Below are 13,652 nucleotides of genomic sequence, written 5' to 3'. Positions count from 1 at the left end.
TTAATATCCTCCTAATAATCCATAGACTGTTGTTTTAGGAATAGCATACTTAGTGGGTGTTATCGATAAGAATGGCAATGAACCTGCACTTTTCAAATAAGTATCGAATAATTTAGTCATTGATACGTTAGCTGAGGGATTATCCTCATAACCATCAAAGCCCGCTAACGTAATTTCTTTAGCTTTTCCACTGGAAGCTACACCTAGAGCATACGCAATAACTAAGTGTGTTGGTAGCACTGCATATGTATCATAAAAAGCAAATGAACTGTCACTAAATTCCACACCAAAATTATAAACGCTTGTTTTTCTAAGTTCTTCAATCATTTCATCTGTATACATTGCTAAAGGTGTGATGAGGGGTTGGGAAAAATGCTGATATAACTTTATATCCGCCATCACCCGAAGCGGATGGGATACAATCCGAAAATTAATTAACTTATTATCAATAGCATTTTGCGTATTAAGAACAAAAACGATCGGTTCATTTTCTTTTATATACAATTCAATAGCATCTTTATGTTCGTTAATACTTGGACCTGTTCCTAAAATTAACACTTCTTGTCCTTTTAGAATGTCACTTGGCTTCCAAGTATTTTTAATCTCATTCTTAAAAAACATTTTCTTTATATCAAGCTTTTGAGAATCGAATTTCCTACTGTCAGTTTGCTTCAAGAATTCGATAATGTTTAAAATTTCTACATGATTGTATCTTTCATCATTCAAAAGCGTTTGAATATATGTAGGGTGAATATTATTCTTTGCTCCTAAGTAATAAAAGATGTTTGTTCCCCATTTGTGTTGAGCTTTTAAAGGCTCAAAATATTCATTAATAAGATCTAGTAACAAGAGAAAGGCTTTAGAATTAGTAGGTAATAATTCGATATCTGCTAATAAATTTTCAAGTGCTACATTTCCAGCACCTCTGCCAATCCCGCTAATAGTAGCATCGACGAAATCAATTCCCTCTTCAATAGCTTGCTTTGAGTTTAATAATGCATTTCCCATATTATCATGGGCATGTATGCCGATATGGTTTCTACTGTGTTTTCTAAAGATGTTAACTATTCCTGCAATTTTACCAGGAAGTAATGCGCCAAAACTGTCACCAAAATATAATACATCAACATGTTTTAATGACAACTGTTCTAGTGTTGTGTCTAACTCGTCTAATCGGATGTCAGTTATTTTCATTACATTCAAGCCGACCATATACCCTTTGTTTTTTAACCATTTGACAATAAGCATTGCATCATGAATTTCCTCTATATTGACTGCTATCCTTACAAAGTGAATAGGTGACATTGAAGCAGCATTGAACGTTCTCTCTAATGCATCATAAATGCCATTACCCGCTTGTATATATTCCTTAGCATTAATCATCACACCAATTTTCAGATTATCGGGTATATCTAATTGTTTAAAAAAACTATCTTTTGAATAAGCAAATGGACCATAGTAATTGTTAAACGATAAAGAACGAAATCCTATTTCCACATACTCAATTGGCAAATCACGCATACAATTTAAATATCTTTGTGCTGTTTGCTGATCAAAATCCCAAGCATTATAATAGCCACCATCACGAAACGTACAGTCTAACACTTTTATATTTTTCATTACTTATTACCTCTTTGTAAAGCTTGAATTTTTTCACCAAAGTCTGCAAATAGAGAACTAACCATGTTGTCATTTTCATTGAAAATACTCACGATTCTTTCTACTTGTCGTTGGAAATTTTGATAATCTAATTGTAGAACTGCATTTATCTTTTTTATATTCCTAATAAACAAATCAAATTCTACTCTGGTCATAGGCTGCACTACATGAAGAAAGTATTTATTTTTCATTACTACTTCAAGTTCTTTTAAAATTTCATCTAATACTTCTGGTCTTTGAGCTTTCATTTCAATAAATTCGCTATTTAATCTTGATATTTTTTCTATATTAGAAATAAACAAAGATCGTTCCTTCATTAATTCGTGATGCTTTTCTTTTATATATTTTAAATCTAACAAATATTTATCATGCGCTTTCCAATCGTTCTCTACTACCTGTGTTATTAAGTTTTTCATTACCTCTTTAAGAGGTCTGTATTTCGTTCCTTCTATATGCGCTCCGCCACTAGTCGCATTAATAATTTCTACATTTGTACTCGATAACCGGCTAATTAAATATTCTATTGCCTTTTTCATTCGTTCAAGGGCTGGAGAAGTATATATTTTGTTACCAAATACGTCGGTTGTTTCTATTTGAATTTTCTTTCTTTGCTCTCGTTTTTCTTTTGTATTACGATAATAGATAGCTTTGGAGTAACTTTGCTCTCCCCTAAATGCTAAGTTTTGTCCAACTAAAATAATTTTACTTACTCCCATATGAAATAATGTTTGTAATGCGATAACAGAAATTGTTGGTGCATCACTCACCTTTAAAATCTCACTCTCACTATTCACGTAAAAAGAAGATACCGTATCCTGACTAGTTACCACATGGTATTTTTTTCCAGGGTATTCCGATAACTTCTCAAACCCAATACTTGTACCAAATATTAATGGAATCGAATCTATATTTCTTTCAAAAATTTCTTTGAAAACTTTTTCTTGATTGTCAAATTTCGGGTCATAACTAAAATGTCCATCAGGATAGATATCATTTGCAAGGAGTGTATTCACCGCTGAACCAACAGAAAATAAATAAGCTAATTTATTACTTTTTATATACTTTAAGTTCTCAATTTCATCATCTAAAGAGGCCCCTGCCGCAATTAGAATTACTGTTTTATCGGTTAAAATACGTTTATCTATATTAAAAAATGTAGGCGACGACAATGTTTCATATAAATTATAAATACTGTTATATACCCATCTCTTTTCAAATGTGTAATTGGCTAAATAATTCTGTTTTTTTTGTTTAATTATTTCAGTAAACATAGACATAAACGCTTGTGTTTCTTGTGAAAAAGCTCGCTCATAACTAGGTAATATTAAGATAAACACATCATCTAGCACCATATTTGCAAAATCAATTAGCCCCTGCCTTCTGCTTTCTAAAGTAGTTTCCACATACAGTCTTTTTACATTGCTTTTCAGTATACTAGTTAATTTACGTGATTCCATTAATGTGTGAAAGACTTCAATATTCGGCTCATACACTGTTATTGAAATATCCGGAAAACGTCTAATAATCTCTTCAACATGATAACCAAGTCCCATACCATAAATAAATACGTGTTCTTTTCCCTTAATCTTTTCCATATTCGCTTCAATCAAACGTTGTGCTTCCTTCTCTGGATCGTACTTACTGTGCAAAAAAGCTTGATGATCATTGACTTCGATAGTAATAGTGGGTAAGTTAGTTTTAGATTTTTGTAATGATATATTGTGATGGTATGAAACATCTTTGGTACTATTACGAACATAAGGGAATTTCTTCCTTAACAAATTTATGTTATCCACTAAAATCATATCTACAATCCTTTCTTTTTAATTTGTTCACAAGAATTTTTTAGGTTTTGGAACAAAGGAATGATGTCATATTGAAGCATATCCGCATATACTATAGGGTCATTATTTTGGAATACTTCCTCCATTTCAGACAAGATTTCTGTTAATCCTGTGGCTTGATTTACAAGTAAATGCCACTCTGCAGGTCTTTGTTCTAATGCATCTATTTTCTCAATCATATCTTTTACCCATTCAAGCCCTTCTAACAAAAGAAATGTGTTAGGTGCCCCAATTTGTTTAACACCATTATAAAGATCATTAATAAACAGTTCGAGCTCTGGTTGGCTTCTCTCTAAGTAGCCAGTTAAAGATGTGATGGCACTCTCAATTAATTGGGTAGCAGTATGTAAGATTGCGTGAACTTCCTCAATGGAATCCAGAACATTCAACAAGTATTGATCATGTTCATTATATATTTCTTTACCGTCTATAATAAAATGACTAAAAAAAACAGTCTCATCCTTTAATTTGTCATTCGTAATTTTATAAATTTCCTCCACTTTATCTACTGTATTCTCGAAAAAATAAGCATCATTATCAATTATAAATTTCATAGGATAATCTACCTCTCAAATTAAATATCTTACTATATTATATCGTCATAATATCTGCGAAATAAAGACTACAAATAAAAAAGATCTCGACTTTTGTCGAGATCTCTGATTAAATATTGGTTAATTAACCTAATAATTGTAAAACAGATTGTGGCTGTTGGTTTGCTTGTGCAAGCATAGATTGAGATGCTTGTGAAAGAATGTTAGATTTAGTCATCTCCATCATTTCTTTAGCCATATCTACGTCACGAACACGAGATTCAGCAGCTGATAAGTTCTCAGAAGCGTTATCTAAGTTAGCAATAGTGTGCTCAAGACGGTTTTGCATAGCACCTAAATAAGAACGACCTTCTGAAACAGTTGCGATTTGACTTTCAATCTCAGTAATAGCTGATTGCGCTCCTGATAGATCTGAGATATCTTCTCCTTGTGCTGCTGTAACAACATTTGATAAATTAACTCCTGATGTAGTGAAGTCTATCTCAGTAGTTTCACTTTCATTAGCACCTACTTGAATGGTTACAGTACCAGCATCCCCAGTCGTACCATCTAATAGAGTTTGTTTGTTAAATTGTGTATTATCTTTGATTCTTTCTAATTCTTTACCAAGCTCATCGAATTCATTCTGTAACGCAGCACGATCTTCTTCTACGTTAGTATCATTAGAAGATTGTACAGCTAATTCACGCATACGTTGAAGGATTGAGTGTGTTTCATCAAGTGCGCCTTCTGCAGTTTGAATCATTGAAATACCGTCTTGAGAGTTACGGCTTGCTTGGTCTAAACCACGGATTTGAGAACGCATTTTTTCTGAAATAGAAAGACCTGCTGCGTCATCTCCAGCACGGTTGATACGTAGACCCGAAGACAGTTTCTCCATTGAAGATTGCATGTTTCCTTGGTTGATTCCTAGTTGACGATGAGTATTCATCGCAGGAATATTATTGTTGATAATCATAAGTATAGTTCCTCCTTGAGAATTGTAAAATTTCCACATCCTTGTGGTTGTATACTAATTGGTGAGAGCGGCCGCCAATCACCTTAATTAGTTCCTACTAATACTATCGGTCAATTTTACTAGATGTTTAATACTTTTTATTATTTTTTTTAATTAAATCTAATAATTTTTCCGATAGTTGTGCAGCTTTGCTATTTTCATCTTGAATCGCTTGATAAATTTCCTTTCTATGAACCTCGACATTTTGGGGAGCATTGATCCCTAATTTGATTTGATCACCATCTACTGCTATTACTTTCACTTCAATCTCATCACCAATTTGGATGCCTTCATTAATTTTTCGGGTCAGCACTAACATATTACTCCACCTCTTCCTTCGAGGTCGTATTGAATATTAATTCTTTAGTAGTATAATTTTGATTTTTGGTAATGTACTGCTTTGCTAATTTGGCTGTTTGATTAATTACAACAGGAGCATGTAAATTGGCAGTACTTGTTATCAAAGGTTCTTTTACTGTAACAATTGCTAAAACTAAGACATCTTTTTCTTCTTTGATTTCTAATTGTTCTATGGTTGAATCATCTAATTCAAACTGATAATTTTTCACAAAAAGAAATGGATCCACTACGACAAATGCTGGGTCGATGCCAGTCGTTGATTGAAGTACTTGAAACAAACCACTTTCTTCAAAGCTTAATAATACAAATTCCTTTTCATTTACAAACCCTGGTATACCTTGTGGAAAATGAATGATTGCTTCTTCTTTTACATCTATCTCACCAAAATATTTTGATTCTATTTGCATATTTTCACCCTTCTATACTTCCATTTCAAAATGGTTACCAACATATTTTACATTTACAAAGTCAATGTCTATCCAATTTTTTTGTTCTAGGTAGGTTTCGACATCACCTGGTTGATAATAGAATTGATTTTCTGTTGGTTCTACATTTATGATAGGTCTATTCGCTTTATTATTTATTTCTACTTTCGCTGGTTCATAATCAATCTTCACACCATCACCAGATGGTATCCAGCCGATATTAAAGTCCTTTATCGGTTTATGACCATTTTGTTTTGCAATTTCTGCTAAAGGCTCTCCACCATTTTCAATCTTCATTAACATATCACCTTGTCTACGCCTTTTCTTTGATCCTTCTACTGCAGTTTGCATTGCCTCATTAACATGTTGTTTTACTGATTGTTCTGTTGGTATAATACCTACATCTGCAAGTGCTTTTGATTGATCGATAGTTAGTTTTCCCGGTGTAGTTTTAATTTGTATATCAGCTTGTGGTTGCTGTATCGTTTGTTTAGCTGGTCCAGATTCTATCGTTAACTGTGCGTCCTTTGTTTGTAGTCCCAATAAAGCGTTCTGTGATTGTATTCGTATTTGAGGTAATTTCATATATTATTCCCTCCTTTTGATAAAAAGCCTCACCTTTTCTCAAAGGCAAGGCTTTATAGTTAACGTAGGAAATCTAATAAAGTTGGTTGAATAACACGGGAACCAGCACTTAATGCTGCTCGGTGAATTGCTTCTTGTGAAGTTAAATTCATGATAACCTTTTCCATATCAGCATCTTCGTTTTTGGACATCATATCTTTAGCTGTTACAGCTTGTTCTTGTACACGATTTTCAATTAAATCAATACGATTTTGACGCGCTCCCAAGTCTGCTCTAGCATCTACGTTGTTATTAATATGTGTATCTAACTTGCCGATATACTCTCCAATTGCTGCATCATTATCACCTTGACGAAGTGCATTTGCAAAATCAGTTAGGTCATCAAATAACTCTTCCGTAAATACCTCATCTGGCTGCATATTAACTGTTATTTTTGAACCTGAAGAAACTTCGATGTTAACTGTTTCTTGGTTTCCTTCAAAATTGAAATTACCGTTTTCGTCTACTGTATAAGGTTTATCTCCACCGTCACCATCTGTTTTAGTCCCACTAAAGATATATTTGTTATTTACTTTCGTATTTGCTATTTCCAATATATGTTCTTTTAATTCATCAACTTCAGAAGCAATATTGCTACGTTGACCTTCTTCATAAGTTCCGTTACTTGCTTGTACTGCTAGTTCACGTAAACGCTCTAAAGCTTTTTGATTTTTATCTAAAGCAGAGTCAGTATTATCCATCCAGTTATGGACTTCCCCAATATTCCGTTCAAATTGCTCTACTTGTTTCACCTGTGTTCGGTAGTCCATACCTTTCATTGCGACAACTGGGTCATCTGAAGGACGATTAATTTTCTTACCTGTTGATAACTGATCCATATATTTTCCAAGACTGTTGTAGCTATTACTTAAGTTACGAAGCATATTCCCATTTAACATTCCTTGAGTTACTCTCATTTATTCTAGTTACCTCCCTACTAATCCCATATTGTTAATAATTCGATCTAACATTTCGTCAACTGCTGTCATATTTCGGGCAGCAGCGTTATAAGCATGTTGGAATTGAATCAAATTCGACATTTCTTCATCTAGTGATACAGAACTAATGGATTGGCGGTTTTCTTCTACTTGATTTCTTAGAATTGTTGAATTACTACTCATTCTATTTGATTCTTCAGCAATTACGCCCATTTCACCAACAGTTGACTCAAAGAAGCTTTTCAAAGAAGTTTTATCACTTAAAGTTGGTTCAAAATCAGTCGTTTCATATTCTTCCGCACGTTTAGTATAAACGTCAGCTAAATCAATCGCATTTTCACCATTACCAGCGACTCCATCAGCTGAATTACTTGCAGCTATATTATCCTTATCATCAAGGATATCATCGTGTACTGCCATCGTTGATGCTGACACACCATTAGGATCAAAGAAATTAATACCATTTTCACCATTTAAAGTGAACCCTTGCTTATGAACTGCGTTAAACTCGTTGACTAGGTTTTCAACCATTTCATCTAAGTCTGCGAGTATCTGGTTAAATTCACCCGCAACAATCGGATTACCGTCTTCATCCAGTTCCTCCGTAACATATCCTGCACCTTCCATTAATGCCTTTAATTTTCCTTGTACATCATAAGAATGTGCAGCAATTTCTCTATCAGCAGTTATCGTACCATCCATTAAATCATTTACTACATCTTCTGGTTTTCTATCGCGATCAGGTGATGTAAAAAAGAATTGTTGAGCATTATTATTGTCATCAAAACCAACAAAAATATGGTTGACTGCTTCATCACTACCAAGTTCAACATCTACACTACCATCTACTAAAGTAATCGATTCGCCTCCATTCACATCATCTTCATCTGCATTTAACGTAATTGTTACGATACCTTCAGAAATCGAACTTGGTTGACCAGTACTTTTTCTATAATCTACTGTTATGTCAACATACTCTGATAAGTCATCAATTAATCGGTCACGTTCATCATATAGATCATTAGGTACATGACCATGTGGCTCAATCTCGGATATTTGTCTATTGACACCATTAATTTGGTCAATTAGCGAATTAACTTCCGTATTATCCACGTCGATTTCTTTTTTTAAATTATTTCGAACATCTTGTAAAGAATTATGTGCATATTGAAAAGCTTCCGTTACTGCTATTCCCCGTTGACGCACAACAGATCTTGCACCGGCATCATCTGGATTCACTGATAAGTCCTGTAAAGATTCCCAAAATTTATCCATGGTATTAGCTAAACCTTCATCGGTTGGTTCATTCATGATTGCCTCCATTTGGCTCATCATTTCAGCTTTTGATTCATAGTAACCAACTTTATTGTTTTCTTGTCTAAACTGCTTGTCTACAAAACTATCTCTTATTCTTTGAATAGACCCTGTTTCTACACCACTTCCAATTTGTCCGGGTATTTCTGGTCTATTTCTTCCCGGTGCAGGATAGGCACCTGTTTGCGTCATATTCACTCGTTGTCTTGTATAGCCTTCTGTGTTCGCGTTAGCAATATTATGACCAGTTGTATATAATGCTGACTGTTGCGTATGAAGTGCTCGTTTTGCTACTTCTAATCCGTTAAAAGTTGATGGCATCTTTGTTCCTCCTACTTACGCTTTCGAATCAAATGCCGAACGCCTTGGTGCAGACGGCTTTGATTGATGCTTGTTATTTCCATAATTTAAATTTTTCATAGTTGGCTGCATCATGTCTAATGATAACTGAACAAATCGTAAGGACTGTTGGGTTAATTGTTTATTTAAATTCTCTAGGCTGCGTAATTCTACTAATTGCTCCGCTAATTGTAAGGTTACTTCTTTCAATTGTTGTTGTTCCGTTCCGGTTGCATATTCTTCAATGATTGTTGAAACTGTGACATTTGTTGGGTCTAGATTCTGTGTGATTGCCCAGCTTGCTACTGCTTCGATTCGCTTTTGCTCGATCTGGTTGATTGCTTGCACGTGTTTCTGTTCTTTGACCAGTAACTTTTGCAATGCATCTGTTTTATTTTCCTTTAAAATTTCTGTTTTTTGTTTTGAAACCTGCAGTAGGCTGTCATGTAACTCAATCAATTTATTTAGTTGTTGTATAATAGGATGAACGGACATAAGAGCTTTACTCCTTTTTTCTTACATTGTATTAGGCTTTCCAGTAGTTTAACAGCTTCTTCGCTGTTTCTTTGTTGTTGACTTGATATTCGCCATTATCTACTTGCTGTTTAATTTCGTTCACATAAGTCTGGCGAGATTCCTTTTGTTGCATTTTTAATGCTTTATCTGAAATTTCCAATTGATCGGGTTTCAGTGAACGGGACTTGGATGCTGTTTTCTGCTGGATATGTTGTTGTTTTTGATAGGGATTCATATTTGAATGGTTGGGTCCATGTATTTTCAAGACCTTTCACCTCTTTCTTTTTTTCTCGTACATACGTATTTATTATCTATATCGGACGGTTCTTTGAAATGTTTAATATTCTTTTAGTATATCGGTATTAGAATGGTTTGAGAAGGGGGATATTCAAGGTCAGAAGTGTTTTTCCATTGAAGAGATTTTTTTTCAAGAAAAAAGAAAAAACCTCCTGTAAGTTAGAGGTTTTAATCATTATTGATTCTAGTGTAGTAAGTTTTAGCTCTTTGCTTTTCTTGTTGCTCGTTTTTTTGTTCTACCTGTTCAATTTCATTTTGATAACGTAAGTCCGAAGTTAATTCATTTCGACAATTCTCACAAACTTTACCACTGGCAATCGGCTCACCGCAACGTTCACATGGATAACTTAAGTTAGGAAATTGGGTAGATCGTATCCGCTTATCTTTTACGAATTGCAGGATAACATCTTCTTCCACACCTGTAGCTTCGACGATTTCCGGAATCGTTGCTTGTCTGTTTTCACGTTTTTTAAGAAAATCATAGACGGTTTGAAACTGTTTTTCATCCTCTCTTACACAATCAGGACAAATTGATTTGTTCGTTTTGACAAAAACTTTATCACACCTTGCGCAATTTGCTAATTCTCCCATTGTGAGCACCTCTTTCTCTTTATTTCTATCTAATTAGTGTAAAACTGTATATATTAGGACATCCTTCTTCTTTAAGTAATGTTGCCGCATGATGAATCGTCATACCAGTTGTATATATATCATCGACAAGTAAGACATCAGTTTCAAGTGATTTGGTCAAGAAAAATGGATTTTTCGTTGTGATTCGCTGTTGCCTTGATTTTTTTGATTGTTTTTCGGATTGACTTGCCTTTCTTGAAAGTGCGGCTATGACCGGATTTTTATTGTGCTTGGCAATCACTTCTGCTATGGCTGTTGCTTGATTAAATGCTCGTTCCTGAAGTCTTTCATCCGTTAGAGGAATTGGTACGATTGTGAGCGATTCGATTGGATAAAAGTTTCGCAGCTCTTTTTGGATGTACGGTGTGAATATTTCTTTTAGTTGATAATCACCACGATATTTCCACTGCGTAACGACTTCTTGCATAAACGGAGTGTAAGAAAAAAGCGACCGATTATACTGTAATACATCTCGAAATTTTGTGCTAGATTGCCACTTTTTGCAATCATCACATATCGTTTTCTTCGTCATTTGTCTTCCACACCTTTCACAAATAATACCATTAATTCTATCCAACTGTGAAGTACAGTTATCACATAAGCTCGTCTGTTTGCTTGGAAGAAAAAGCGTGCTCCAAGTAACTGGCTGATTAATCCAATCCTGACATTTCAAACAATATGTCATAGCTTCTTTCCTTTCTTATTCATCATTTTGATTTGTGCTATGGCATCTTCCATCGCATTGGTTTTGCCTTGGTGGATAAACAGGACATTTCCATCGGGATCATCCGGACTTCTTCCTGCTCTTCCTGCAATTTGGACTAATGCTGCTTCATCAAAGACATGGTGTCCGGCATCAAGAATCACGACATCTACCGAAGGAAAGGTTACACCTCGTTCAAGAATGGTTGTGGTAACAAGGGTGTTGATCTTTTTTTGACGGAATTGTTCCACTTTTTCTTTTCTGTCTGGATCTTCGGCATGTACAGCAACTGCCTGGTAATGATCGGCTACTTTCTTTAATAAAGCGATCGTTGAGACAAAAATTAATAATTGGCGGGAAGTTGATCTTGTAGTGAGAAATTGCTGTAGCGCTTTTGGTTCTGTTCCTTGTTCGAGTTTTTTTCGTAGGTTTATTTCGATTTTGAGTTTGGGGATTGGCAGTGGATGGCCATGAAAGCGAATCGGTACAAATTGTACAGGTAATTTCCTTTGGTGGATTTTTCGTTTATGCTCTGATCTCGGTGTTGCAGTTAAATAAATCGATGTGGCATCCTTTTTGCAAGCTCGATCGGTTAAATAGGGTAATGTTTTGTCATGGTGAAAAGGGAACGCGTCAATCTCATCGATAATCATGACATCGAAAGCTTGGTAGTAACGGATTAATTGATGGGTAGTACTGATGATCAGCTGTCCTTTATCGGTTCGATCTGGAGAATCTGCATACAACGCTTCGATTTCGGTATCGGGAAAAGCTTGTTGAAGACGGGGAAACAGTTCTCTTACTACATCTGCTCTTGGCGTGGCAATGCAGATTCGTTTTCTTTCTTTAATTGCTTTTGTTATCGCTGGGAATAGCATTTCTGTTTTACCAGAACCACATACAGCCCAAATCAGTAGTTCTTTCTGTTGGGTGCTGATCGCTTGTGCAATTGCTTGTGCTGCTCTTTGTTGAGGTGGAGTTAATGTGCCTGTCCAATGACATGGCTGTGTTTGAAGTGGCCAAGACGGAGCTGTTCCATTCCATACAATCAGGGTATCACATTGGAGCACCCTACCAGTCTGGACACAATGACGGCAGTAGAGATGAGTGTGATTACACCTTGCACACGGTATATCGGCAAACAACAGTTGATTTTTATTGCCACAGCGGTTACATTTGTGACGTCCATATTTGGTCGTTATAGTTGGGAGCTGTTTTACTTGATCAGTGCGGAGTAGATAATCAATTGATGGCTTAGTAAGTGGAAGTTCCGAGGTTAATAAAAGCTTTCCTGCGAGGAGTTGGGAAAAATTCATGGCAAGCCTCCTGTATGATTGGTGGGGACAAGCCCCCACCATATTATATTTTATACCATCCCATCCCTAGTGATCCTTCACCGAGATGTGTGCCGATAACTGGTCCGAAGTAACTTACTGATATTTCTACATTGTCAAAACGTGTTTCTAATTCCCGTTTAATTTCTTCAGCCTCAGTCTCACGATTCGCATGTATAACAGTTGCTCGAATCGGTACGCCTGTTGAAGCATCTTCTTCGAATAATTCGAAGATTCGCTTTAATGCCTTTTTCTTGGTACGAATCTTTTCATATGGCACGATCTTAGTATCTTCAAAATGTAGAATTGGTTTAACTTGAAGCATGCTGCCAAGCAGAGCTTGAGCACCATTTAATCTGCCTCCGCGATGAAGATGACTTAAATCGTCTACCATGAAATAAGCGCGAAGTGATTCTTTTATCTCATGCAAGCGTGACATAATGGTTTGGGCATCTTCGCCATTCTGAGCCAATTCTGCTGCTTCTAGCACATAGAATCCTTGCGCCATACAACTGATTTCAGAATCAAATGGAAAAATTTCCATTCCTTCTACCATTGATTGTGCAGTAACGATGGATTGAAAGGTACCACTAATACCGCTGGATAATGTAATAAAAATGGCTTGATCATAATCTTTGGCGAGTTCGTTTAATTTTTCCGTTATGAGGCCGATTGAAGGTTGTGAAGTTTTGGGGAAATCCTCTACCTCCCTTACTTTCTGATAAAATTCTTCTGTGGAGATATCGATTTCTTCCTGATAGGAGTCGTTCCCAATTATCACATTCAAGGGGACCATATGTATATTTTCTTCTTCTCTATATGATTCTGGAATATATGCCGTACTATCGGTAATGACAGCAACTTTCATATTTATATCGAACCTTTCTACTAGTTTTTTAGTTTACTATATTTTATTTTACCTAATATTATGTTCGTTGCATAGTCTTAAGTTGAGAAAGGTTTTTGGAAAGAAATACAAGTCCCTGATCATGCTCGTATCCAAACAAACGAACGGACATTTATTCCATTATTTGCATCTAAAACGATTGAATGGTAACTTTCGCGGGCATCTATTCCCTTATTTCATACTATTTCTTATTAATAAGCATAAAACAGGT

At 35.4% G+C, this 13,652-nt stretch carries 15 protein-coding genes; all 15 read right to left on the bottom strand.

Annotated elements, in window-relative coordinates:
* Entirely contained in the window at positions 1 to 1,620 is a 1,620-nt protein-coding gene (locus GHT08_RS00865; protein WP_163579001.1) for a beta/alpha barrel domain-containing protein, read from the bottom strand.
* Positions 1,620 to 3,464, bottom strand: coding sequence for a motility associated factor glycosyltransferase family protein (locus tag GHT08_RS00860; RefSeq protein WP_163579000.1), 1,845 nt, complete (start codon positions 3,462 to 3,464; stop codon positions 1,620 to 1,622). The genes GHT08_RS00865 and GHT08_RS00860 overlap by 1 nt, the downstream gene beginning before the upstream one ends.
* Positions 3,465 to 3,466: 2 nt before the next feature.
* Positions 3,467 to 4,057, bottom strand: coding sequence for a hypothetical protein (locus GHT08_RS00855; RefSeq protein ID WP_163578999.1), 591 nt, complete (start codon positions 4,055 to 4,057; stop codon positions 3,467 to 3,469).
* 124 nt (positions 4,058 to 4,181) lie between these two features.
* Entirely contained in the window at positions 4,182 to 5,015 is an 834-nt protein-coding gene (locus GHT08_RS00850) for a flagellin N-terminal helical domain-containing protein (protein WP_163578998.1), read from the bottom strand.
* A 127-nt stretch (positions 5,016 to 5,142) separates the two neighbouring features.
* The gene (gene csrA, locus GHT08_RS00845; protein WP_163578997.1) at positions 5,143 to 5,373 is read right to left on the bottom strand and encodes a carbon storage regulator CsrA; all 231 of its coding nucleotides are present in this window, start codon (positions 5,371 to 5,373) and stop codon (positions 5,143 to 5,145) included.
* Position 5,374: 1 nt separating this feature from the next.
* Complete coding sequence (fliW, locus tag GHT08_RS00840; protein WP_163578996.1) at positions 5,375 to 5,821, bottom strand: flagellar assembly protein FliW; 447 nt, start codon at positions 5,819 to 5,821, stop codon at positions 5,375 to 5,377.
* Between the two features lie 12 nt (positions 5,822 to 5,833).
* On the bottom strand, positions 5,834 to 6,424 hold the full coding sequence (locus tag GHT08_RS00835; RefSeq protein ID WP_163578995.1) for a DUF6470 family protein: 591 nt from the start codon (positions 6,422 to 6,424) through the stop codon (positions 5,834 to 5,836).
* 59 nt (positions 6,425 to 6,483) lie between these two features.
* Complete coding sequence (gene flgL / locus GHT08_RS00830; RefSeq protein WP_163578994.1) at positions 6,484 to 7,380, bottom strand: flagellar hook-associated protein FlgL; 897 nt, start codon at positions 7,378 to 7,380, stop codon at positions 6,484 to 6,486.
* A 9-nt stretch (positions 7,381 to 7,389) separates the two neighbouring features.
* Positions 7,390 to 9,036: a flagellar hook-associated protein FlgK gene (flgK, locus tag GHT08_RS00825; RefSeq protein WP_163578993.1), complete on the bottom strand. Its 1,647-nt coding sequence runs from the start codon at positions 9,034 to 9,036 to the stop codon at positions 7,390 to 7,392.
* A gap of 15 nt (positions 9,037 to 9,051) precedes the next feature.
* Entirely contained in the window at positions 9,052 to 9,549 is a 498-nt protein-coding gene (locus tag GHT08_RS00820; RefSeq protein WP_163578992.1) for a flagellar protein FlgN, read from the bottom strand.
* Between the two features lie 31 nt (positions 9,550 to 9,580).
* The gene (gene flgM / locus GHT08_RS00815; RefSeq protein ID WP_163578991.1) at positions 9,581 to 9,835 is read right to left on the bottom strand and encodes a flagellar biosynthesis anti-sigma factor FlgM; all 255 of its coding nucleotides are present in this window, start codon (positions 9,833 to 9,835) and stop codon (positions 9,581 to 9,583) included.
* Positions 9,836 to 10,035: 200 nt separating this feature from the next.
* The gene (locus GHT08_RS00810) at positions 10,036 to 10,458 is read right to left on the bottom strand and encodes a TIGR03826 family flagellar region protein (protein ID WP_163578990.1); all 423 of its coding nucleotides are present in this window, start codon (positions 10,456 to 10,458) and stop codon (positions 10,036 to 10,038) included.
* Positions 10,459 to 10,483: 25 nt separating this feature from the next.
* Positions 10,484 to 11,029, bottom strand: a complete 546-nt coding sequence (locus GHT08_RS00805) for a ComF family protein (protein WP_238343497.1) — start codon at positions 11,027 to 11,029, stop codon at positions 10,484 to 10,486.
* A 149-nt stretch (positions 11,030 to 11,178) separates the two neighbouring features.
* Positions 11,179 to 12,516, bottom strand: a complete 1,338-nt coding sequence (locus GHT08_RS00800; protein ID WP_238343480.1) for an ATP-dependent helicase ComFA — start codon at positions 12,514 to 12,516, stop codon at positions 11,179 to 11,181.
* Between the two features lie 43 nt (positions 12,517 to 12,559).
* Positions 12,560 to 13,402 (bottom strand): DegV family protein, encoded by an 843-nt coding sequence (locus GHT08_RS00795; protein ID WP_163578988.1) that lies wholly within the window; start codon positions 13,400 to 13,402, stop codon positions 12,560 to 12,562.
* Positions 13,403 to 13,652: the final 250 nt, after the last annotated feature.

It is taken from the genome of Gracilibacillus saliphilus (assembly GCF_010994085.1).
In the GTDB taxonomy this organism is placed as follows: Bacteria; Bacillota; Bacilli; order Bacillales; family Amphibacillaceae; genus Gracilibacillus; species Gracilibacillus lacisalsi.
The sequence above is the reverse complement of the archived record's forward strand: the minus strand, read 5'-3'. Positions and strand labels throughout refer to the sequence as shown.

What these genes read in the sequence shown, in the direction of transcription:
- GHT08_RS00865 (WP_163579001.1), bottom strand. Translation starts at nt 1,620, where the DNA reads ATGAAAAATATAAAAGTGTTAGACTGTACGTTTCGTGATGGTGGCTAT.
- GHT08_RS00860 (WP_163579000.1), bottom strand. Translation starts at nt 3,464, where the DNA reads ATGATTTTAGTGGATAACATAAATTTGTTAAGGAAGAAATTCCCTTAT.
- GHT08_RS00855 (WP_163578999.1), bottom strand. Translation starts at nt 4,057, where the DNA reads ATGAAATTTATAATTGATAATGATGCTTATTTTTTCGAGAATACAGTA.
- GHT08_RS00850 (WP_163578998.1), bottom strand. Translation starts at nt 5,015, where the DNA reads ATGATTATCAACAATAATATTCCTGCGATGAATACTCATCGTCAACTA.
- csrA (WP_163578997.1), bottom strand. Translation starts at nt 5,373, where the DNA reads ATGTTAGTGCTGACCCGAAAAATTAATGAAGGCATCCAAATTGGTGAT.
- fliW (WP_163578996.1), bottom strand. Translation starts at nt 5,821, where the DNA reads ATGCAAATAGAATCAAAATATTTTGGTGAGATAGATGTAAAAGAAGAA.
- GHT08_RS00835 (WP_163578995.1), bottom strand. Translation starts at nt 6,424, where the DNA reads ATGAAATTACCTCAAATACGAATACAATCACAGAACGCTTTATTGGGA.
- flgL (WP_163578994.1), bottom strand. Translation starts at nt 7,380, where the DNA reads ATGAGAGTAACTCAAGGAATGTTAAATGGGAATATGCTTCGTAACTTA.
- flgK (WP_163578993.1), bottom strand. Translation starts at nt 9,036, where the DNA reads ATGCCATCAACTTTTAACGGATTAGAAGTAGCAAAACGAGCACTTCAT.
- GHT08_RS00820 (WP_163578992.1), bottom strand. Translation starts at nt 9,549, where the DNA reads ATGTCCGTTCATCCTATTATACAACAACTAAATAAATTGATTGAGTTA.
- GHT08_RS00810 (WP_163578990.1), bottom strand. Translation starts at nt 10,458, where the DNA reads ATGGGAGAATTAGCAAATTGCGCAAGGTGTGATAAAGTTTTTGTCAAA.
- GHT08_RS00805 (WP_238343497.1), bottom strand. Translation starts at nt 11,029, where the DNA reads ATGACGAAGAAAACGATATGTGATGATTGCAAAAAGTGGCAATCTAGC.
- GHT08_RS00800 (WP_238343480.1), bottom strand. Translation starts at nt 12,516, where the DNA reads ATGAATTTTTCCCAACTCCTCGCAGGAAAGCTTTTATTAACCTCGGAA.
- GHT08_RS00795 (WP_163578988.1), bottom strand. Translation starts at nt 13,402, where the DNA reads ATGAAAGTTGCTGTCATTACCGATAGTACGGCATATATTCCAGAATCA.